We start from the raw sequence: 20,325 nt of genomic DNA, 5'->3' as shown, positions 1-20,325 counted from the left end.
GGCGTGATGTTACGCGCCGCATTGTGACCGGCCGTTAAGTAATTGCAGTGCAGAGATAAAAAAGGATGAGAATGAAACGAGATATACTTCTGGCACCATCGATACTGTCTGCTGATTTTTCACGCCTGGCCGAGCAGGTTGCGCTGGCCGGTGAAGGCGGCGCCGACTTGCTACATATCGATGTTATGGACGGGCACTTCGTCCCGAATATCACTATCGGGCCGTTAGTGGTGGAGGCGCTCAAACGCACTACCAACATACCGCTCGACGTGCATCTTATGATTGAAAACCCCGAGCTCCACATAGATGCGTTTATCGAGGCCGGCGCATCATGGCTCTCGTTTCACGTTGAGGCCACACACCACGCGCACCGCATCGTACAGAAAATCAAAGAGTATCCAGGGGTCAAAGCCGGTATTGCGCTTAATCCCGCAACCCCGGTAACGCATCTGCATCATGTTCTTGACGATATAGACTTTGTCCTGGTTATGTCGGTTAACCCTGGCTTTGGGGGACAAAAGTTTATCCCGAACGCGCTGGAGAAGATCGAAGTCATCCGGCACATGATCGATTCAAAGGGCTTGGATATCATGATACAAGTCGATGGCGGTATATCGGCCGATAACGCAGATAAAGTTGTCCTAAAAGGCGCCGATATTCTGGTGGCCGGCTCTGCGGTGTTTTGTGCAGAGGATATACCGCAAGCAGTACGTGATATTCGAAAATCAATATCGGAGTAGGATCTATTAGCCGATATTGTCTGCATTTTTAGCTGTCCAGTTTGCGCTTTTGGGCAATTATCTGCTAAAATGGTTGTTAATTAAATATCGACCTTCGGGGCAGGGTGAAATTCCCGACCGGCGGTAATCCTGAGGTTTCTCAGGTTAGCCCGCGAGCTTCAAGCGCCAAAAAGCTAAAGATTAAAGTTGCTAGGTGCAACCGAAGCAGATCCGGTGTGATTCCGGAGCCGACAGTACAGTCTGGATGGGAGAAGGTTTTGGCAAAACGTGTGAATTATTTAACTGTATGCTTCATGTTTGCGCCTGGCTTTCTCCGGGCGCTTTTTTATTTGCACAAAAATGGTTTTTGCCGGTCGAAGGTCGTAAGGTTGGATGGTTCATGTACGAGGATACGGCTACACACAACACCTATACGGTTGAAGAGCTCATGCGGCGGGCGATTGACCTTGCGGAGAAAGGTCGCGGTACAACAAGTCCTAACCCTATGGTTGGAGCGCTCATTGTTAAGGACGACCGCATTATCGGTGAAGGCTTCCATAAAAAAGCGGGCAATCCGCATGCCGAGGTAAATGCACTTATGGCCTCTACGGAAGACGTGGCCGGAGCGACTATGGTTGTTTCGCTTGAACCTTGCAACCACTTCGGGCGTACACCGCCATGCACCGAAGCGATAATCAACGCCGGCATTAAGAAGGTCATCGTCGGGATGATCGACCCCAACCCGCAGTGCGCCGGTAGCGGCATCAAACAATTGCGCGATGCCGGCATCGAAGTCGAACACGGAGTTCTTGCCGATGTTGTTGCGCGGCAGAATGAGGTATTTATCAAGTTCATAACCACCGGACGCCCGTTTATCATCGTCAAAGCGGCGATGAGCCTCGATGGTAAGATAGCCGCACAGGAAGGCAAGCAGACCGCTATTACCGGTGAAGAAGCATTAAGAAGAGCGCACGAACTGCGAAACGAGTATGACGCGATCATGGTTGGAGTCGGCACCGCACGTACCGACAACCCCAAGCTTACTACCAGGTTGGACATTGAAGATACCAGGAACCCGATTCGCATTATCGTCGATTCGCGGGCCAAGCTGCCGTTGGACAGCAATATCGTAAGAACAGCGAACGACGTACAGACGATTCTTGCCACCACTGCGTTTGCGCCGCGCCAGAACAGGGAAGACCTGGCAGCGCGTGGTATCGATGTACTAAAAATCGATGCGTGGGATGGTTCGGTCGACCTCGAAATGCTACTGGAAGAGCTCGGTGAACGGCACATCTCAAGTATTATGGTTGAAGGCGGCAGTAAGCTTATCGCATCGTTTGCACGAGCCGGCTTGGTCGATAAATATATGCTTTTTGTGGCGCCAAAGCTGATTGGGGAGCAGGGCGTTGATGTAATCGGGGATAAGCTCGATGCGGTGCGCGAGCTTCGCATCGAGCGTGTTGAGCGGCTAGGAGAAGATATCTTGATCGAAGCGTATCCTAGGTAGTGCTGAGCGATGCATTCGCCTAGGCCCTTCACTTCAGCACGATCGACTTTGCACGAACAAGGTTTAAAAAGCGAGCGTAAAAGATAGGTAGGATTGTTTATGTTTACCGGAATCATAGAGGAACTGGGCACGATAAAATCGATAAAACGCGGGACCGATGATTTCATAATCGAAATTGCGGCGCCGAAGCTCACGCCTGAGGTTACGCTCGGTGATTCGATTGCCGTAAACGGCATTTGCCTGACTGCGGCATCGAAAACGAGCGGCGCTTTTACCGTTGATGTTATGCCTGAAACGCTCGCAAAGAGCGACCTGGATGAAATTAAGCCCGGAGAAGCGGTTAACCTTGAGCGGGCGCTGACGCTTTCCAGCAGGCTCGGCGGACATATGGTAGCGGGTCATGTCGACGGTGTCGGCACTATACGATCAAAAACCGTGCAAAAGAATGCTCTTATCATTAAAATGTCCGCGCCGGAGGCGGTAACCCGGTATCTGGTTGATCGCGGTTCGGTTGCAGCAGATGGCATCAGCCTCACGGTGATTGACTATGGGCAAGGGCACATTACGGTATCGATTATTCCGCATACCGCCAAGATGACAACGCTTGGCTTCAAGAAGAGTGGAGATAAAGTAAACCTTGAGGCAGACATGATAGGAAAATACGTTGCAAAGTTTGTGGCTCAGCACCAGGGGCCGAGACCAGGTATTACAATGGATGCACTTCGAGAGAACGGTTTTGAATAAACCCTCAAGCAGGGGAGGAGAGATATGATGTTAGATCGAGTTGAAGACGCCATAGGCGATTTAAAAGAAGGAATGATTATTATCGTCGTTGACGATGAAGACAGGGAAAACGAGGGCGATTTCTTAATGGCGGCCGAGAAGGTGACTCCGGAGGCGGTTAATTTTATGGCAAGATACGGCCGCGGGCTTATCTGTATGCCGTGTATAGGAGAGCGGCTTGATGAGCTGAAGATACCGGCAATGGTGTGTGATAATACTTCCGAGCAGGGAACGGCCTTTACCGTTTCAATCGGGGCGAAGGGGAAAATTACTACCGGTATCTCGGCGCACGACAGGGCGGTTACAATACAAACGGTTATCGACCCGAATAGTACACCTGAGCACATTTCCCGGCCCGGTCACGTTTTTCCGTTGCGGGCGCGCAAGGGCGGCGTACTTGAGCGCGCAGGCCACACGGAAGCGGCAGCCGACCTAGCCCGGCTAGCAGGGCTATTTCCCGCGGGTGTCATTTGCGAGATTATGAACGAGGATGGGACAATGGCCCGGCTTCCGCAGCTCCAAGAGGTTGCAAAAGAGCATGGGCTTAAGCTCATAAGCGTCGCCGACCTAATAAAATACCGTCGCCGAAATGAGAAATTGGTCGAGCGTATCGCCGAGGTAACCTTGCCGACACAGTACGGCGAATTCAAGGCACTCGGCTATAGGAGCTTACTCGACGGAAAAGAGTATTTCGCAATGGTAAAGGGCGCAGTTGCGAATCAGGAGAACGTGTTGGTTCGCGTCCATTCCGAGTGCTTGACGGGCGATATATTCCACTCGCTTCGCTGTGATTGCGGTGAACAGCTTGAGACGGCGATGAAGGTGATTGAGAGTGAAGGAAGGGGCGTACTCCTCTACATCCTCGGGCACGAAGGGCGCGGTATCGGCCTTCTTAACAAGCTACGTGCATATGAGCTGCAAGAATGCGGTCGGGACACCGTGCAGGCAAACACAGATCTTGGTTTTCCTGCCGATCTGAGAGATTACGGTATTGGTGCGCAGATTCTTGCGGATCTCGGTTTAACCTCGATTCGCCTGATGACTAACAACCCGAAAAAAATCATAGGCCTGGAGGGCTATGGCCTCAATATCGTCGAAAGGGTATCAATCCAGGTAAAACCGACAGATCATAACATCCACTACCTGCAAACCAAGAAAGAGAAGATGGACCACCTGATCGACCAGTGTTTTGTTTCCGAGGATACATAGACAAATTATAGATGCGATAAGTAATTAGGAGGTTAGATATGCATATCTATGAGGGTAATTTAATAGCAAAGGATTTGAAGTTTGCGATTGTGGTGAGCCGTTTCAACGAATTTATCGGCACACGGCTGCTCGATGGCGCGATTGATGCGTTGAAGCGCCATGGCACTTCGGAGGATGATATCCATATTGCCTGGACACCGGGGGCGTTTGAGATACCGCTCGTCGCAAAGAAGCTTGCCGCAAGCGGTCGCTATGATGCAGTCATGTGTCTTGGCGCCGTTATTCGCGGTTCAACGCCGCATTTCGACTACGTTGCAAATGAGGTTTCCAAGGGTGTTGCTAAGGCAAGTCTTGATACCGGCGTCCCGGTTATCTTCGGTGTTTTGACAACCGATGATGTTGAGCAAGCCATTGAGCGCGCGGGGACGAAAAGCGGCAACAAGGGTTGGCAAGCGGCGGTATCGGCTATAGAAATGGCCAATCTGGTAAAAAGCATGTAGCCGGTAGGTAATAACGCAGGTTAAAACTAAGTTATGGGTGAAGAGTTCTACATTTCCTTAGGTACCGTGCATGGACTGATCCCTAGTAGTTTATGGTGCCCCGGATTGACCGGGTTTTTCTTTTACCCTGATAGGGCACTTCATAAAGGGTGGTATAATTTGATACTATATATGGGTTGGCTAAATTCAAGATGCCTGGAGGATGTATGGAAGGCAAGATAAGGGTTCGTTTTGCGCCAAGCCCGACCGGTTACTTACATATCGGCGGAGCCCGGACGGCGCTTTTTAACTGGCTATACGCCCGCCACAATAACGGCGTTTTTGTTTTACGCATTGAGGATACCGATCGCGAGCGTTCCACCGAGGAGGCGATTCACGCCATTATTGCATCGATGGATTGGCTCGGTCTCACGTGGGACGAAGGCCCGTTCCGGCAAATGGACCGGCTCGACCGCTATCGTGAAGAGGCCGAGAGGTTGCTCGCAATGGGTAAGGCATACAAGTGCTACTGCACCCCTGAAGAGCTGGAAGAGAGAAGAAAGGCCGCGCTTGAGCGCAAAGAAGCACCGAGGTACGACCGCACTTGCTGCACGCTGACCGAAGCAGAGCAACAAGCGTTCGAAGTGCAAGGGCGCAAACCCGTTATCCGGTTCTATTCGCCGAATGAAGGCACTACCATCATTAATGACCTGGTAAAAGGTGCGGTATCGTTCGAAAACATAAATCTCGATGATTTTATAATGATTCGAACCGACGGCATCCCGACATATAACTTCGCCGTTGTCGTCGATGATCACGATATGAATATCAGCCATGTGATCAGGGGGGACGACCATCTTTCAAACACACCGCGCCAGATTCTCGTATACCAGGCGCTCGGCTATGAGGTGCCCGAATTCGGCCATCTGCCGATGATTCTCGGGTCCGATAAAACGCGTCTCAGCAAACGTCACGGGGCGACCGCAGTCGAGTCGTATCGCGATGACGGTTATCTGCCATACGCGCTCATCAACTATCTAGCGCTGCTTGGCTGGGGGTTTGGAGACCAAACGATTTTTTCGGAAGATGAACTTATCCAGAAGTTCAGTCTTGAAGGCGTCGGCAAATCACCGGCTGTTTTTGACCCGGCAAAACTCGATTGGTTGAACGGCGTGTATATCCGCGAGCTTTCTGTGGACGAACTGGCTGAAAAGCTTAAAGTGTTCCTAAAGAACGCTGGAATCATCCCGCAAGCACCGGTTTCTGAAGAGGAAGATTACGCGCTCAAGGGTGATCGAGGCCTCGACCTCGGCAGATACAACGATGCCTGGTACAGACGTCTCGCGGAGATCGTCCGGGAACGAATGGTGAAGTTAAGTGAAATCGTCGGCTTGGCGGATTTCTTCTTCCGCAAGGTGGAATACCAGCCGGAAGCGGTGGAGAAAGTCCTGAAAAAAGAGGGCGTGCCGGATATCCTGCGCAAATCACTTGAGGTGCTGGCCGACACCTCGTTCGAGTTTTCTTCTGAAGAGATCGAAAAGCACTTGCGCGGGTTTGCCGAAGAAACGGGGATGAAAGCACGGTTTGTTTTGCAGCCGATACGCGTTGCCGTAACCGGTCGCACCATAAGCCCGCCGTTGTTTGAAACAATAGAGCTGCTAGGGCGCGAAACTACACTTGAGCGCCTTAGTGAGGCGATCAGTTTGCTCGAGATGGCGGCCGGCTAGAATCTTGATAATGTTGCTGTTTCATGATACTATTTCATCTGTTAATCTCTCATGTAGAGATGATTTCGTATTGGGGGATCGTCTAATGGTAGGACTACGGTCTCTGGCACCGTCCGTGAGGGTTCGAATCCTTCTCCCCCAGCCAATAGTAAGCTCGCGAAAGCGGGCTTACATCTTTGCCAGAGAACTTAGAAATTCGAGAATGTTCCTAAAATAAAAAAACCTGCTATCACTAGCAGGTTTTTGTTTTACGTTTTTCTGTTATCCAATAACAGTCACGTTGGCTGCACGAGCACCCTTGGCCTCCATTTGGACCTCATACTCAACTGCTGCGCCCTCAGCAAGGGTTTTAAACCCATCGCCGGTGATTGCTGAATGGTGTACAAAGACATCCGGACCGCCATCTTCCTGGCTGATAAAACCGAAGCCCTTGCCGTCGTTGAACCACTTTACAGTACCTTTTGACAAAATTGCCACCTCCTAGCGTCTAAAGACTTTACGCTTGCGACGCTAGGTTAATGAGGTACTCAGTAAAGTTTACGACATAGACCAAAAAATAAAGAACCCATCTAATAACGGGTTCCCATTTACGAATTCACGTCTTAGCTATTTATAGTATCGACTACTTTTCGGATTTTGTAAAGCGTTTATTGTCGGGCCGGTCGTGTCCAGGTGCATTACTAGGGTATCGTTAGTTGGGCTCGACAGAGCCTACCCAGGTGACCATACCGCCTGCGAGGTTATATACCTGCGGGAACCCATTCTGAATAAGCGTCATTGCCGCGTTCTTACTAATCTTATCTTGGTCATCGTAGACCAAAACCGGCTTTGATTTGTCGAGTTTGGTCATTTGTTCTGTCAAATACGTGTATGGGAGAGAGTCTGCACCCAAAATGTGCTTATTACTGTAAAGGTATGTGTCTCTGAGATCCAGGATTTGGATACCGCCGTTGTTTATAAGTTGTTCCGCTTGCTGAGCATTGATATTTTTGTATGGAGCCGTTGTTGTTACCGGCGTCATAAATGGCTCTGTTGTTGTAGTTTGTTGTTCTTGGCTATCCGCCACACTTACATCTTGCGCGTTTTGGTTTGACGAGCATCCAACAGCTATAAGTATGAATGTGAGTGCGACAAAGATAGCTAAGTATTTCCGCAGGTAAGGCACTATAACCTCCTTAAGGCCGGCTGCCAGAAGCAAGTGCGAGCCACTGACAAAGGTTTTTACATACATTTGCCAGTATAACACGGATTTATTCCTATACGCTCGCCGTAGACCGAAAAAAATATCTCTAAAATTAATCGCAATACACATGCATTGCTTGCTGCATAAACTACATGTAGAGCCGTTTTTCCGATTGGCATCCTTGCAGGAACTTCTCAGGTTCAACGAAGTAAGGGTTCTGACGCATCTCTTCCCCGAGAATGACATAAGGGTGGGTTTTGAAAAGACCGGTTACAACCTGGCCTGAAATTCTGCGCTGGTTATATTGGCAGAGCATAATAACGGGGAGGTTTCCGATGTAGTTGTTGATTTTTGCCTCAAACTGCAGCCAGGCATCGGTATCCTGGCCGTTGGTTACTGCCCATGTTAGCTCGTTTGCTATTCTGACGCCTGCCCAGCCTTGCTTGGCCGCAACTTCAACGGTTTCTACGATTAATGCCAGCAGCTTTTGATCGTCGAAATGGCCGGCGGTCGAAAAAAACGCTTCGTGTGTTATAAATACGAGCTGTCCTTCAAGGAGATAGTATCCGAGATCAAGGTTGTCCTTCACTAATCTGTCTTGTTCCGCATCAGCGATATCTCTATTAAACACGCATAAACATTTCTGGTTTTGCAGAAACCCTTCTTTTATAAAATCGGTCAGCAACCCGGCACGCTGGTCGTCATCATCATAAAAGTGGATTATATGATCGCCCAGACGCAGATCGTAGTCTATATAATCGGTTGCTTTAATTATTTTCATAGAAACACCATGCTTTCAGTTAATATATATAGTATACCCAAAAATCGAAAACCTTACTTATTAAGCTGGGGGTCGTACGGTAAGCGGGTGAACACATAGTGTATAAGCAGTTATAAGACGTGTATTGCGTAGAAAGCCTCGGTGCTTAAGGAGATCACAGCATGCAGAAACCAACAGAAACAGCATTTCACATACGATGTGCAAGCCAACAGGATGCAGGATCGCTGGCTATGCTCTTGCGCGATCTTGGCTGGCACGACCACATGTGTAAAGAGCCGTTTGATATTGCTAAAACGCGTATTGCTCATCATCTTGAACTCTGTGCCAAAGACGCCAGCCATTACATTGTAGTTGCCGAGGATGCAGGCAGGCGTGTCGTCGCATATGCCGCCGCACACTGGCTGCCCTATCTATTCCTCGAGGGCCCGGAAGGGTACGTGTCCGAGCTTTTTGTTCTTGAATCTGAGCGGGGGAAGGGCATCGGCAGGGCGCTGCTAACAGATATTATCAACAAATCCGGAGAAATTGGATGCTCACGGCTTATGTTGGTTAATTCGAAGGATAGAGAATCGTACGAGCGCTCGTTCTACAAAAAGATGGGTTGGACCGAGCGCCCGGAAATGACCAATTTTATATTAAAGTTATAGGCGCAAGTGTTGTAGCCTCGTTACTTGCGCCTATGTTTTGCAGAGCCCCAATGTAGCCTCCGATTATTTCCTCCTGTTACGCAGAAATGACAGCGCGATAGCGCCACTACCCACTGCAAACGGTATTAACGGGTTGATCGGTAAACCGCCGGTTCTCGGTAATGTGCGGCGCGAGGTACTTGTCGTGCCCGATAAGACCGTTGTTGATGTACTGCGCTGCCGCAGCCGTGACGTTGTTCTTGTTGTACCCGCTACGGAGGTCGAGGTCGTTCCGCTTGTCGATGCTGTTGGAGCTTTTGTCGTCGATGTCGTGCTGCTCACCGTCGTCGATGAAGAGCTTGTAGTCGGGACTGTTGTGGTTGTGGTTTGTGCAAACGCTTCAATATAAACCGCAAGAATTAAGACGGCAACGAGCACGATAACGACCAGATATCGTTTCATAAAATCACCCCCTCTCGCGCTTCGTTTGGGTAGTATTGCCACTCTTTAATTCGCGTAAACATTTAAACATAGCCGATATTGTTGCGCGGCAGGCAGCCCATGGGTTCGCGCTACCAGATTCTTGCGACGATAACCAGTCTAGTTGCTGCGCTGAAACGCGGGTTGCACGTGGTAAGTGTGAGCACTGTATTTCGTGTGGGAAGGGTTATACGTATGTCCGATGGCTCGATGACCTTTTTATCGATCACATAGTATGTGTATGTGCCTAATTGTGTGGATATATAGATAGGGTCGCCCTGCTCAAGTTTATCGAGATAGAAAAAAGGATGGCTGTTGGTGACACGATGCCCCGAGATAACCATATTCCCGGGTTCTCCCGGATATGCCGTGCCTTCCATATGCCCCGGACCATTCTTAAGCACATCGAGTTGAATGCCTTCGAGGACGATTTCGTCTAGGCCGATTTTTGGGATGACGAGCCGCGCAATAGCTTCGCCATGCATAGCTCGGGGTTCCTCATAATTTCCGGTGGCTTGGTTCAGGTTTCCAGTAGCGTATTTGCTTGTCGAAATATCTTGCGGATTCTGTGCGTCCCCGGATTGTGCCCTGGCTGCCTCTTGGTTCCATCTAACCTGAAGTTGCTGCTGTTCAGAGTTCGTGCGAATGTCGGTATATGCAACCTGTAGGCAGATGAAAAGCGAGAGTCCGATACACATTAGTCCTGTGATTCTAAAAATAATGGTAGTGCGGTCTCCGGCAACCATAAATACGCCCTCCACAGTATATAATATGCATAATCCTAGTTTCCGCAGTTTGAAGACGGATAAACGTCCTGCAACATAATAAAATAGCAGGTCACAAGACCTGCTATTTTAAAACTTCGCTGTGGCTATTCGGATTCTTTGCCTTTCTCGATGAGATCTTTTACCTTTTCGCCACCTTTATGGCCTATTTCTTCATAGAACTCGTGTCCATGTGATTTAGCAGTCGCTTCGCCGCCCTTTTCGCCGATCTCCTTGTAGAAATCAGGCCCGTATTTCTCGGAGGTAGATTCACCGCCCTTATGGCCTATTTCTTCATAAAATTCCGGACCATATTTTTTCGCGGTAGTTTCGCCGCCCTTTTCGCCGATTTGCTCATAGAAATCATGACCATGGCTCTTTGCGGTAGTTTCGCCACCTTTACGACCTGCCTCACTGACGGTAATATCGTGCTTCTTTTCGTTCTCAGGCATGAGTTTCGCCTCCTTTTTGGAGTTCTACATACCCACATATCCACCACCTAAACATCTTGAAACTGCCTGTAGATTACTGCGAGAGGTAGATGCAAAACATAGCGCGAGATTAGTGTTTACTCGGCCATGTATTCGGGTACCGCTTGCGTAAATGTTTTCATAAATCCAAGCGCGGGGACAACCCAACGCGTCGACATAGACTCATTTGTGGGGAAACTTAAGGCATCTACCCGCTTATCGTTAGACGCCGAGAATACTTGCAGCGCTGGCTGGCAAAGTGGGCGGCCACAGCGATTGCCGCAGGCCGTGCCTTTATCATAACACCAAGGCTTAACTTGAAGCTTACGGTCGGGAATTAGGAGATAGAGCGCTCGACAGCGGTATTCTGGGCGGGCAGCGGCCACGGCGGCCTTCAGTTTTCTCACCGGATCCCATAAGAAGCCGATGCGCATGTTTTTGAAGTGGTCATAGCATGGGCTGAAACACGTCTCGAATTGCTGCGTTTAGGTATTGTTGTAACAATCGGGTTCTCACGAGGTTTTCATGCGAGCGAATATCGGGGGCGCGGTCTCGAGGTGCTCCACGCAAGCTGCATCGTTCTACATAGCCCAAGATCAATCAGGGTCTTCATACGGTTGAAAACGAGGCTGGCGGCTTTCTCGAGTATTTCCGAAAAGAAAGCGGCCTTCTTGATGACGGCAATGCTTCGTCCCGCATCCCGATTAAAATTAACTGGCATGCGGTCTGTGTATACTTTAGACACAGAAGTCTCACTGCCTCAGACCTGTGTTTTCAGTTTTCTAAGATTGCCGGGGAAGCGTTAAGGGTGCAGAATCAGCCGTCTAGGGTACGAACACAATACGAAATATTTTTTATTACGGTCAGAATCTGCCTTTGGAAGTACTCGTGTTGAGTATCAAATAGCCTAATTGTCCTTAGGTTTTAGCCATCGTCTTACCCGTACCAATTTTGGATAATTTTGCGACGAATGTGAAACCTCGCACATTGATTTTGTCTAGACATCACAAAATCCCTTCGGTATAACGGACGACGAGTTGCAAAAATCGATCAGTTAGGGGTGATTGTACTGAGACGAGTATTACTTACGTTCGGACTGGCGTTGCTTTTGGTCGTAACGCTATCCGGCGGGAACGCATTTGCGCTGACGAGGACAGCAGTCGTTAAGAGAGCGCAAGCCTGGACGAACACGGGCGTTCCGTATAGTCAAGCTCGCCGTTATTTGGGCTACAGGGCCGATTGCAGTGGGTTTGTATCGTATGCGCTGGGAGTTCCGGCGCCAGGTGCCACAACGACGTCGTTGTATGGCATGACACGGCCGATCAGCAAAACAGCGCTTCAACCGGGAGACGTTATGCTTAGCAGGGGCCACGCAGTTTTGTTTGGCGGGTGGGCCAATAGGCAACGCACGAGGTATATTGCTTTCGAGCAATCCTCATCTCGCGGGGGCGTACGCCGAGAGACGCCGTATCCGTACTGGAACGGTTCTTATGGGCCACGGCGCCATGTCGGAATTTCCGGCCTGTTTTCTGTCGCCAGCCTTATGCCGTAGCAATGTGGGCCTGTAGTGAAAACCGCTGGGGGCGATAGCACGATGATTGTCATAAATTATGCGCTGGTGCGAGTTCTCGGCTGTTCGCAAGTTATCAGTAGATAACATGGTTGAAAAACGAATGTAACAGTTATGTTACTAAGTACGGTGACAGGGGTTCGGCAACCCCTGTCACCGATCAGTTTTAACAGGGAAAGCTCGCCTTTACAGATTTCGTGACAGCGGGCGGCACAGGAGTCTTGTCATCGCGATATTTCTTCAGTATAATGGGGAATCGGCAGCGGAAAGCTGCTCGTTATATGCATGGCGCGTTCGTCTAGTGGCCTAGGACACCGCCCTCTCAAGGCGGAGATCACGGGTTCGACCCCCGTACGCGCTACCACGAAAGCCGGTGCAAACCGGCTTTTTTTATCGCCCGCATTCCGCTAAAAATTACGCTGTAAGCTTAGCTTCTGGTATCCTGCCAAGCGTACGGTTATAATCTCGGGAGGGCTAATTTTAACCGCCTACCGGTATGTTGCATTAACAAGAAATCAAATAGTGGAACATAGATGTAGTGACGCCGGTAAGTAATAATCATAGCATCAAGCCGGGTATGGAATCAGTAGTGAGAGGTAGACCGGATGTCGTATCAATCGTTTAAACGTTTTCTGATAGGAAGGCCGCTCGAAACATATCGCTTAGCTGAAGAGAGGCTCCCCAAACGATATGCGCTTGCGGTCTTTTCGCCCGATGCTTTATCGTCAAATGCGTATGCCACCGAGGAAATTTTAATTGTGCTCGTATTGGCTGGCGCCGGGGCGCTGCCCCTTTCTTTACCTATTGCCATAGCCATTGTGGCTCTCCTGGCCATCATTGTTATCTCGTACCGGCAACTTATTTTGGCGTATCCGAGCGGTGGTGGCGCGTACATTGTCTCTCGGGAAAACCTCGGTGAGTTCCCGAGTTTGCTCGCTGGTGCGTCGCTCCTCATTGATTACAGCCTTACTGTCGCGGTAAGTATCAGCGCGGGCATCGCAGCAATAATTTCTGCATTTCCGGAGCTGATACCATTTACAGTAGAGCTTGCGCTTGTTGCGCTTGTGCTGATCACGATTGCAAATTTGCGCGGTGTACGTGAGTCGGGCGAGATTTTCGCGATACCTACATATGCGTTTGTCTTCGGCATTGGGTTGACAATTATTGTCGGGTTATTCAAAATTTGCACAGGGCAGTCGATACCAACTAGTCCTCCCGCGGTAAAAGCTATCGAGCCGCTAACTTTGTTTCTCATATTAAGGGCGTTTGCATCAGGCTGTTCGGCCCTCACCGGTGTGGAAGCGATTAGCAACGGCGTCCAATCATTCAAAAAGCCTGCAGCCGAAAATGCACGTATCACACTCGTTATCATGGCTCTCATTCTCGGGACTTTGTTCTTAGGGATAACCTATTTGGCTCGCGCGTACCAGGTTATTCCGGGGGCTGAAACCGTTTTATCGCAAATAACCAGGCTGACATTTGGCAGGGGCGCTTTCTACTTCTACATACAGATAACGACCATGCTCATTCTAACCGTAGCGGCAAATACCAGTTTTGCGGGTTTCCCTAACCTGGCATCAGTTATGGCGAACGATGGGTATATGCCGCGCCAGCTTAAGGCGAGAGGGTACCGCCTCGCCTATTCGAATGGCATTTTGCTACTTGCCTTATTTGCCGCAATCCTTATCGTGGTGTTTCATGCAAGTGTTAACCGTCTGATCCCGCTCTATGCGGTAGGTGTATTCACAGGTTTTACGCTTTCGCAATTCGGCATGGTCAAGCACTGGCATAATCTTCGAAGCCAAGATTCTCATTGGTGGCACAATGCGCTTGTAAACGGCATTGGTGGTATCGCGACCCTGATCGTTACGCTGGTGCTCGCCATTGCAAAATTCATTCAAGGAGCCTGGATTGTCATTGTGCTTGCACTGATTCTCGTGCTTATATTCCGAGGGGTCCACCGTCACTACCAGTCGGTTGCTAGCCAGCTGACACTCGAAAGGCTCACAGAGGTTCCGAAGATCAAACACAATGTTGTTGTGCTGATTTCCTCTGTTCACGTTGGGACGGTCGAGGCTTTGCAGTATGCAAAATCGCTTAACCCGACAGTTATTCGTGCGGTCCATATCGATATTGACTCGGACCAAACCGAAAAGGTGAGGCAACGCTGGGAGAAATTCAATTTCGGCGTTCCTCTGGAGATTATCGATTCGCCGTATCGTGATATAGCCAGCCCGTTCTTGCAGCGCTTACGCGAGATTGAAGCTGAGATGAGCGATGATATCGTAACTGTTATTATTCCGGAGTTTGTGGTCTCTCATTGGTGGGAGAATTTCCTGCATAACCAGACGGCGCTTGTCTTAAAAGGATTGCTGTTCTTCTCGCGAGACGTCGTTGTCATAAGTATCCCGTATCATCTGCGATAGCCATCGGCAAGCACCGGCTCATATTAAAAGGAACCACTGCCTTTGCCTGCTGCCTTATCACCCAATCTTAATAACTAATGCTGCGGCGTCATCAAGCAGTTTGCCACCGCTAAATGACCGCGTGCGATCTATGATATGCGACGCGATATCGATGGCGGGGAGAGACGCCTCGTCGCGCACGACTTCTCTGAGGCCCGTAATACCCAAAAAGCTCCCGTCCGCGCCTCGCGCTTCAATAATCCCATCAGTAAAGAGCACTGCGAGCGAGCGGGGCGCGAGCTCTACCGCGTAGTCGGCGTACTCGGGATTATCAACTATACCAAGTGCTATCCCGCCTGTTTTAAGCTCTTCAAATGCGTTGTCCTGCGCCCTACACATAAGAGGCGGCCAATGGCCCGCGTTCGCGTAGGTAAGTATATTGCGGGCGGTGTCGAATATACCGTAGAACAGCGTAACAAAGATGCTCGGCTCGGTCTCGATAATTGCGATGTTGTTTGTTTTTTGCAGCGCCCGACCGGGTGAGTTCTCATTGTAGGCAAACGCGCGCAGCGTATTTCTTATGGTAGAGGCAAGTGCGGCAGCCTCAATACCTTTACCGGAGACATCCCCAATGATGACGCCGTACCGATCGGGGGAAATCTCGAAGAAGTCGTAGAAATCACCGCCGATAAGCGCCGCTTCGGTCGCAGATTGAAACTTCAAACCGACCTCCAGATTATCGACCCGCCGAACGATTTTCGGCAATAAGTTCTCCTGGAGAATCGAAGCCACGTTGCGCTGAGCTTCATAAAGTGAGCCGAGTTCAATATTGCGTTCTTGCAGTTGCTGCTGTAAGCGCTGCTGTTCTTGTTGCGCCGCTACAATTTCATCTTGCATCTGATTGAAGCTTCTCGCGAGGGCTTCAATCTCATCACCGGTTTTCATGTCAATCCGGTGGCTGAAGCCTTCCTGGGGCGCTTCGACCATCTCCTCCTTGAGTGCAATCAGATTGTCGGCAAAGGTGTTCCCGAGTACAAACGCGAAGAGTACGGCGATGAACAAAATAGCTAGAGTTAAAAGCGCACTTAACAGTGCGTCTCGTTGTATGGGTGCCAGCACGGTATTGACCGGCACAAAAGCCCCTGCGGCCCAGCCGATATTCTTGATCGGTATTTCGGCACCGAGCCGTGTGCCCAAACCGTTCGGAAGAGGTACTCCCGCCGATGTATATGTTTTGCCGCTAAGCGCCGCCTTTACGAACGGTTGGTTGCCCCAATCACGAGCGCTCAACGGCGCATTGCCGAGCTGGCTATGATAGATTAAATGGCCTGACGCATCGACAATATTGACTCCACCGCTAGCGACTGAAACATCAAGGACATTTCTTAGCTTGCTGGCGTCGATGAAAAACCCTATGATTCCAGCAGGGATAGGAGGGCGGTTGCCCCCAGATGTAATTTGGCCTCTAGCAGGCGGAGGCTGCATGACAGCCATTGTTATCACGAAGCCGATTGACCCTCCAGGATTACGCTGCAGGTTGCTTATCGCCGAGTCTTTGCCCTGCATGATTGCATGAACCGCAGATTCGTTTGATAGGTTTTGTCCGACAGTTTCCGTTGCGGATGCCGCCAGGACCACCCCCTGAGGGTTTAAGAAAGCGGCATTGGCAATTGCGCTCGGGCGATTTCCGATGATGCTCGGAGCAAACTCACGGCGGGCAATGCTTTGCAGGAGAGCCGTAGCGTGCTCTCGGCTGAGTCCCTGGTTGACAATCGCTGTTCCCACTACAAAGGCGTTGTTGAGCGTCTGTTCTAAGAAGAGATTGAAACTCGATGAAGTAAGGCGGGCGATTTCGGTACGCTCGCTTATAGCGGCGTTGATACGCTCCCGGTATAGACCATAGAACGAGGCTGCAAGCAAGACAACAAGTGGTAGTGAAACCAGAAGGTAAGTTAGTATGAGTTTAACCCGAATGCTCATATATCTGCGCTGTGCCACCGTACACCCGCTATCTCGCCTTCATTACGTTACAGGTTATCTCAGTATATTCCACAGTTTTCTTTTTGTTAGCCCGGAATGGCGATAGATTGCTTGAGTGCATCTCCGTAACACAGCAACAAGCAACCAGTATGGTAAGCGCATTTTATACTTAAAACCAGTAGACGTTATGCCGATACTACTAGCGTGAACAGGTTACGTGTTTCCAACGGGGTCCGAACCTTATGAAGAATGCATTTAGATATATGGGCACACAGCGATTGTTTATAGGTATAGGCTTGTTGGGCTTCTTGCTAACGCTTATGATGTGCGGTATTGCTGCTTGGGCGGTTTCTAACGGTACAGCGCTCGATACAAGCAAAGCCATCGTTGGCTTTGTTGTTGTGGCCGCTCTCAATGTGTGCGAATTCATTCTGCTCTCGACCTTCGTTAGAAAAACGCACGAACCGCTCTTTAAAATCTCCAAATCGATCGAACACATAAATCCGTTTGACTTGACTGAGAACTTAATCAATGAATTCGAAACGAGAGCCGAAGAGTTGGAGCTGCTGACGGATATCAATGTGGCAATACACAGCGGCTACGACGTATCAACGGTTTTCGACCTTATTTCGGAGCGAATGGCCGCGCTGATTAACGCCGACTATTGCTGCGTGGCGCTTCTTAACAAAGATGAACTTATCGAGATTAAAAGCCTGCGCGGTTTTGACAGAGCCGGCAAGCTGCACCTCTTTGCAAATCTTAAGGGCGAGACCGTAAACCCCGGTTTCTGCCCTGCCATTACGACCGGCGAAATTATATGCCTGGAAGACCTTGAGAAGTCCGAGCTTACCGGGGATGCTCGTGAGATGTATGAGCGTCTGGGTGCCCATTCCATGCTCGCTGCTCCATTGATGTCGGAAGGAAAACCGATAGGGAGCACGGTTGTCTGGTATAAAGCAAAGCGTACGTTCAGCAATATGGAGATCAAACGGGTTAAGTTGTTTGCCGGTCAGATATCCGTACTGATAAGGAGCGCAAGCCTCCTCGATGGTTATCGAAGTTTGGCGCTCGAATCAATCCGAGCACTTGCAAACGCAATAGACGCTCGCGATGCGTATACCGCGCACCACTCCGGCCGGGTTAGCATGCTCGCGGTCGCCCTAGCGCAAGAGGCTGGTCTCTCGCAAGAAGAGGTTCAAACGATTGAATACGCCGGCTTACTTCATGATATCGGCAAGATCGGTATTAATGAAGGCGTTCTCAACAAGCCGGGACGTCTTACGGAAGAAGAAATGGAGATTATGAAGAGTCATCCGGTGATGAGCGTGGAGATAATCGAACCAATTGAATTCCTTAAAGATATCTTGCCGATAGTTCGACACCACCATGAGTGGTTTAACGGCGGCGGCTATCCCGACGGCCTCGCAGGCGAAGATATTCCGCTAAGCGCCCGTATCCTTGCGGTCGCCGATGCGCTTGAGGCCATGACGTCAAGCAGAGTATATCGCCAGGAAATGCCGCTTATAGAAGGTGCAAAACGTTTGAGTGCCGGTTCAGGCATACAATTCGACCCCCAGATTGTTGAACTCATGCTAAAGGTAGTTCAACGTATCGAATCGATAGCGGCGTTCGATCAAGCCCAAGAAGTATACGATACGCTCGAATCCGATTCCAAAGCATCATAACGTACTTCCAACCTGCAAAACTTGTTAACCCCGCGCTTTGTCCTGCTTTAATGCTCCTCGTAATGGGAACATCATATCCAAAGATGTTCGAGCTGATTACGGCTTATTATGGAGGAGTGGCATATGGCATCCGGGCAACACCTAATCGACATATGTAATGAGTTCTTACGCCTAGCACGTACAGCCAAGATTCAATACGAGCTACACCTTACGCTTATCGATCGCGAACCGGCGCAGAGTATCCTCGGAGACATCATTAATGACGAAAACCAGCATGTCCAATGGCTGGTTACCGCAATTCAAGACATTGGGGGAACCCCAACTGCGAGCACCGAAAATATAGTGACACCGGTTGAGTATGAAGTGGTGATTCGCGAAGACTATGACATGGAGTCGACAATCGTCCGCGAGTACGAGCTGCATCTTCAGGAGATATGGGATCCCCAGATCAGGCCTCTTGCCGAGGTTATCTTAAAGCAAGCACAACAGCATAGACGCCAGTTTCGGGGTTTGCTCGAGGATTTTGGCATCGAAGAGTTCGAAGAGCAAGCAAGTTAGATTTCCGCAGGTAAGCAGCTCTTATCGTTTTTACCGGTATGCTGTACAATTATGCCTTAGCAAGCCCTCCAAGCTTACCTGGAATCTGCCACGGTAAGCTTGACTTTTTCAGTTGAAGTTGCAGCACGAGTCGTGGAGTTGATATGTCGGAGCGGGTAGACCTGGAGCGCGCTAAAAAAGGCATACTAATTGTTGTGTTAATCGGCATCGCTACGATGGCTGTTATCATCGCACTTACATTTAAGCCCGGCACTCTCAGGGCTCTTACCAGGATCAACAGCGCCTACCTCTGGCTTGCTGTTGGTGTGGCCGTAATAAGCTGGATATTCAGCTCATTCCCCTTTTACATACTGACCAGAGTTGTCAAGAAACCCATCTCCTTCTTTAACTCCGCCATCGTATTCCTCGGCGGCAGCTTTTTTGGCAATATCACGCCGTTCGGCTCCGGGCTGCTGCCCGCACAAATCTATATTTTGACGCATGAAGGCTTAAGCATAGGGCAGGCGACAGCGGTGGTCAGCACCAGGGCAACCATATCATCGTGGCTCTTCGCAGTGTTGGGCTTTACGATTTTCATCACTTTTCGCTCATCACTCTCAAGCTCGGTGCAGGCGAGCCTTCTCGGAATCGCTCTTGCCGCAGCTGTATGGTCGCTACTTACATTGTTCTTTATCAAGCAACCCGTGAGCGCTAAAAACGCGGTATCGCGCATAACGGGCGCGCGCTTTCTCGTGGCGCGCGTAAACGCACAGCGCCTCGAATCCATACGCACACGTGTCTACCGAGAGATTGACTATCTTAGCTCTAACTTAAAAGATCTCTTTGCCGTGAGAAACACTCCCGCCATTTTAGCGGTTTTTGTAAGCGAAATAGTTGCGTGGTTCTCAATGTTCGCCATCTTACCGCTTGTACTCATAGGGTTTAATGCAGCGAGCAATCTTGGCAAACTCGCCTTTCGTATCTTGCTAATCTTCAGTGTAGCGCCGGTATCACCGACGCCCGGTGGAAGCGGCGTTGTCGAAGCCGCATTTACCGGTCTTCTGCTCGGTCTTGTGCCGGGGGAGATAATTGGCCTCATTGTACTGGTGTGGCGGGCCATCACCTACTACTTGCTAACATTTGTAGGCGGCATTGTTATGGTGCGGTTTATTGCAAAGGTTGCGTTCGTGGCAAATACCTCAGCCAAAAACACCTAAATACCCTTTATTTACCGCCAGGAAGGCATCCGCTTATTTTCACTGCATCACATCTGATCTGAACCGCCCCGGGTATAATGGAGGCACCTAAGCTACCACAAGGAGAGTTATGCCGATACCAAACAAGTACCCGAAAGAGTTTCGTGAAAAAGCGGTGCGGATGGTTGCCGAGATGAATTCGCCGGAGGCAATTCGCCGTG

Annotated in this window: 19 protein-coding genes, 2 tRNA genes and 1 riboswitch; of the genes, 14 read left to right on the top strand and 7 right to left on the bottom strand. The window is 49.9% G+C overall.

All coding sequences use genetic code 11. The features are described from left to right. Window positions 1-71: 71 nt before the first annotated feature. The 7 genes from rpe to VGK02_04485 all read left to right on the top strand — a co-directional run bounded on the left by rpe (window position 72) and on the right by VGK02_04485 (window position 6,572). On the top strand, window positions 72-740 hold the full coding sequence (rpe, locus tag VGK02_04515) for a ribulose-phosphate 3-epimerase (protein ID HEY3374309.1): 669 nt from the start codon (window positions 72-74) through the stop codon (window positions 738-740). A gap of 86 nt (window positions 741-826) precedes the next feature. After that, window positions 827-1,000, top strand: a riboswitch (FMN riboswitch). A 119-nt stretch (window positions 1,001-1,119) separates the two neighbouring features. Continuing rightward, window positions 1,120-2,229 (top strand): bifunctional diaminohydroxyphosphoribosylaminopyrimidine deaminase/5-amino-6-(5-phosphoribosylamino)uracil reductase RibD, encoded by a 1,110-nt coding sequence (gene ribD, locus VGK02_04510; protein HEY3374308.1) that lies wholly within the window; start codon window positions 1,120-1,122, stop codon window positions 2,227-2,229. Between the two features lie 99 nt (window positions 2,230-2,328). Continuing rightward, window positions 2,329-2,973, top strand: a complete 645-nt coding sequence (locus VGK02_04505) for a riboflavin synthase (GenBank protein ID HEY3374307.1) — start codon at window positions 2,329-2,331, stop codon at window positions 2,971-2,973. A 24-nt stretch (window positions 2,974-2,997) separates the two neighbouring features. After that, a complete protein-coding gene (locus VGK02_04500) occupies window positions 2,998-4,221 on the top strand; it encodes a bifunctional 3,4-dihydroxy-2-butanone-4-phosphate synthase/GTP cyclohydrolase II (GenBank protein ID HEY3374306.1) in 1,224 nt (407 codons plus the stop codon). Between the two features lie 38 nt (window positions 4,222-4,259). Continuing rightward, entirely contained in the window at window positions 4,260-4,721 is a 462-nt protein-coding gene (ribE, locus tag VGK02_04495; GenBank protein ID HEY3374305.1) for a 6,7-dimethyl-8-ribityllumazine synthase, read from the top strand. 206 nt (window positions 4,722-4,927) lie between these two features. After that, window positions 4,928-6,427 (top strand): glutamate--tRNA ligase, encoded by a 1,500-nt coding sequence (gltX, locus tag VGK02_04490; protein HEY3374304.1) that lies wholly within the window; start codon window positions 4,928-4,930, stop codon window positions 6,425-6,427. Between the two features lie 71 nt (window positions 6,428-6,498). Beyond that, window positions 6,499-6,572: transfer RNA gene (locus tag VGK02_04485), tRNA-Gln, on the top strand. Window positions 6,573-6,688: 116 nt separating this feature from the next. Here the strand turns inward: VGK02_04485 and VGK02_04480 are convergent. From VGK02_04480 to VGK02_04470, 3 genes are all read right to left on the bottom strand, one after another. Then, on the bottom strand, window positions 6,689-6,895 hold the full coding sequence (locus VGK02_04480) for a cold shock domain-containing protein (GenBank protein HEY3374303.1): 207 nt from the start codon (window positions 6,893-6,895) through the stop codon (window positions 6,689-6,691). A 223-nt stretch (window positions 6,896-7,118) separates the two neighbouring features. Then, window positions 7,119-7,592 (bottom strand): rhodanese-like domain-containing protein, encoded by a 474-nt coding sequence (locus VGK02_04475; protein HEY3374302.1) that lies wholly within the window; start codon window positions 7,590-7,592, stop codon window positions 7,119-7,121. A gap of 166 nt (window positions 7,593-7,758) precedes the next feature. Continuing rightward, complete coding sequence (locus VGK02_04470; GenBank protein ID HEY3374301.1) at window positions 7,759-8,391, bottom strand: MEDS domain-containing protein; 633 nt, start codon at window positions 8,389-8,391, stop codon at window positions 7,759-7,761. A 161-nt stretch (window positions 8,392-8,552) separates the two neighbouring features. Between VGK02_04470 and VGK02_04465 the strand changes: the two genes are divergently transcribed. Continuing rightward, window positions 8,553-9,038 carry a GNAT family N-acetyltransferase gene (locus VGK02_04465; protein HEY3374300.1) on the top strand — a complete coding sequence of 162 codons (486 nt, stop codon included), beginning with the start codon at window positions 8,553-8,555 and terminating at the stop codon, window positions 9,036-9,038. A 63-nt stretch (window positions 9,039-9,101) separates the two neighbouring features. Here the strand turns inward: VGK02_04465 and VGK02_04460 are convergent, their stop codons facing one another. From VGK02_04460 to VGK02_04450, 3 genes are all read right to left on the bottom strand, one after another. Continuing rightward, window positions 9,102-9,479: a hypothetical protein gene (locus tag VGK02_04460; protein ID HEY3374299.1), complete on the bottom strand. Its 378-nt coding sequence runs from the start codon at window positions 9,477-9,479 to the stop codon at window positions 9,102-9,104. Window positions 9,480-9,589: 110 nt separating this feature from the next. Beyond that, window positions 9,590-10,243, bottom strand: a complete 654-nt coding sequence (locus VGK02_04455) for a class E sortase (protein ID HEY3374298.1) — start codon at window positions 10,241-10,243, stop codon at window positions 9,590-9,592. A gap of 125 nt (window positions 10,244-10,368) precedes the next feature. Further along, on the bottom strand, window positions 10,369-10,713 hold the full coding sequence (locus VGK02_04450) for a general stress protein (protein ID HEY3374297.1): 345 nt from the start codon (window positions 10,711-10,713) through the stop codon (window positions 10,369-10,371). Window positions 10,714-11,839: 1,126 nt separating this feature from the next. Between VGK02_04450 and VGK02_04445 the strand changes: the two genes are divergently transcribed. From VGK02_04445 to VGK02_04435, 3 genes are all read left to right on the top strand, one after another. Next, window positions 11,840-12,283: a hypothetical protein gene (locus VGK02_04445; GenBank protein ID HEY3374296.1), complete on the top strand. Its 444-nt coding sequence runs from the start codon at window positions 11,840-11,842 to the stop codon at window positions 12,281-12,283. A gap of 305 nt (window positions 12,284-12,588) precedes the next feature. Continuing rightward, window positions 12,589-12,665, top strand: a tRNA-Glu gene (locus tag VGK02_04440). Window positions 12,666-12,906: 241 nt separating this feature from the next. Next, complete coding sequence (locus VGK02_04435; GenBank protein ID HEY3374295.1) at window positions 12,907-14,727, top strand: APC family permease; 1,821 nt, start codon at window positions 12,907-12,909, stop codon at window positions 14,725-14,727. A gap of 57 nt (window positions 14,728-14,784) precedes the next feature. On the opposite strand, the gene VGK02_04430 is transcribed toward VGK02_04435, so the two are convergent. After that, the gene (locus VGK02_04430) at window positions 14,785-16,704 is read right to left on the bottom strand and encodes a SpoIIE family protein phosphatase (GenBank protein ID HEY3374294.1); all 1,920 of its coding nucleotides are present in this window, start codon (window positions 16,702-16,704) and stop codon (window positions 14,785-14,787) included. 224 nt (window positions 16,705-16,928) lie between these two features. Between VGK02_04430 and VGK02_04425 the strand changes: the two genes are divergently transcribed. The 3 genes from VGK02_04425 (at window position 16,929) to VGK02_04415 (ending at window position 20,125) form a co-directional block, all read left to right on the top strand. Next, entirely contained in the window at window positions 16,929-18,371 is a 1,443-nt protein-coding gene (locus tag VGK02_04425; GenBank protein HEY3374293.1) for an HD domain-containing phosphohydrolase, read from the top strand. 123 nt (window positions 18,372-18,494) lie between these two features. Continuing rightward, window positions 18,495-18,929, top strand: a complete 435-nt coding sequence (locus VGK02_04420; GenBank protein ID HEY3374292.1) for a ferritin-like domain-containing protein — start codon at window positions 18,495-18,497, stop codon at window positions 18,927-18,929. A 143-nt stretch (window positions 18,930-19,072) separates the two neighbouring features. Next, a complete protein-coding gene (locus VGK02_04415) occupies window positions 19,073-20,125 on the top strand; it encodes a flippase-like domain-containing protein (GenBank protein ID HEY3374291.1) in 1,053 nt (350 codons plus the stop codon). Window positions 20,126-20,325: the final 200 nt, after the last annotated feature.

Origin of the sequence: Candidatus Aquicultor sp. (assembly GCA_036504445.1) — a bacterium.
Lineage (GTDB): Bacteria > Actinomycetota > Aquicultoria > Aquicultorales > Aquicultoraceae > DASXVE01.
Note: the sequence above shows the minus strand (reverse complement) of the source record. Positions and strands in the feature narration are given on the sequence as shown.

What these genes read in the sequence shown, in the direction of transcription:
- VGK02_04505 (HEY3374307.1), top strand. Translation starts at nt 2,329, where the DNA reads ATGTTTACCGGAATCATAGAGGAACTGGGCACGATAAAATCGATAAAA.
- VGK02_04425 (HEY3374293.1), top strand. Translation starts at nt 16,929, where the DNA reads ATGAAGAATGCATTTAGATATATGGGCACACAGCGATTGTTTATAGGT.
- VGK02_04460 (HEY3374299.1), bottom strand. Translation starts at nt 9,479, where the DNA reads ATGAAACGATATCTGGTCGTTATCGTGCTCGTTGCCGTCTTAATTCTT.
- VGK02_04470 (HEY3374301.1), bottom strand. Translation starts at nt 8,391, where the DNA reads ATGAAAATAATTAAAGCAACCGATTATATAGACTACGATCTGCGTCTG.
- VGK02_04455 (HEY3374298.1), bottom strand. Translation starts at nt 10,243, where the DNA reads ATGGTTGCCGGAGACCGCACTACCATTATTTTTAGAATCACAGGACTA.
- ribE (HEY3374305.1), top strand. Translation starts at nt 4,260, where the DNA reads ATGCATATCTATGAGGGTAATTTAATAGCAAAGGATTTGAAGTTTGCG.
- ribD (HEY3374308.1), top strand. Translation starts at nt 1,120, where the DNA reads ATGTACGAGGATACGGCTACACACAACACCTATACGGTTGAAGAGCTC.
- VGK02_04500 (HEY3374306.1), top strand. Translation starts at nt 2,998, where the DNA reads ATGATGTTAGATCGAGTTGAAGACGCCATAGGCGATTTAAAAGAAGGA.
- VGK02_04420 (HEY3374292.1), top strand. Translation starts at nt 18,495, where the DNA reads ATGGCATCCGGGCAACACCTAATCGACATATGTAATGAGTTCTTACGC.
- VGK02_04415 (HEY3374291.1), top strand. Translation starts at nt 19,073, where the DNA reads ATGTCGGAGCGGGTAGACCTGGAGCGCGCTAAAAAAGGCATACTAATT.
- gltX (HEY3374304.1), top strand. Translation starts at nt 4,928, where the DNA reads ATGGAAGGCAAGATAAGGGTTCGTTTTGCGCCAAGCCCGACCGGTTAC.
- rpe (HEY3374309.1), top strand. Translation starts at nt 72, where the DNA reads ATGAAACGAGATATACTTCTGGCACCATCGATACTGTCTGCTGATTTT.
- VGK02_04435 (HEY3374295.1), top strand. Translation starts at nt 12,907, where the DNA reads ATGTCGTATCAATCGTTTAAACGTTTTCTGATAGGAAGGCCGCTCGAA.
- VGK02_04465 (HEY3374300.1), top strand. Translation starts at nt 8,553, where the DNA reads ATGCAGAAACCAACAGAAACAGCATTTCACATACGATGTGCAAGCCAA.
- VGK02_04450 (HEY3374297.1), bottom strand. Translation starts at nt 10,713, where the DNA reads ATGCCTGAGAACGAAAAGAAGCACGATATTACCGTCAGTGAGGCAGGT.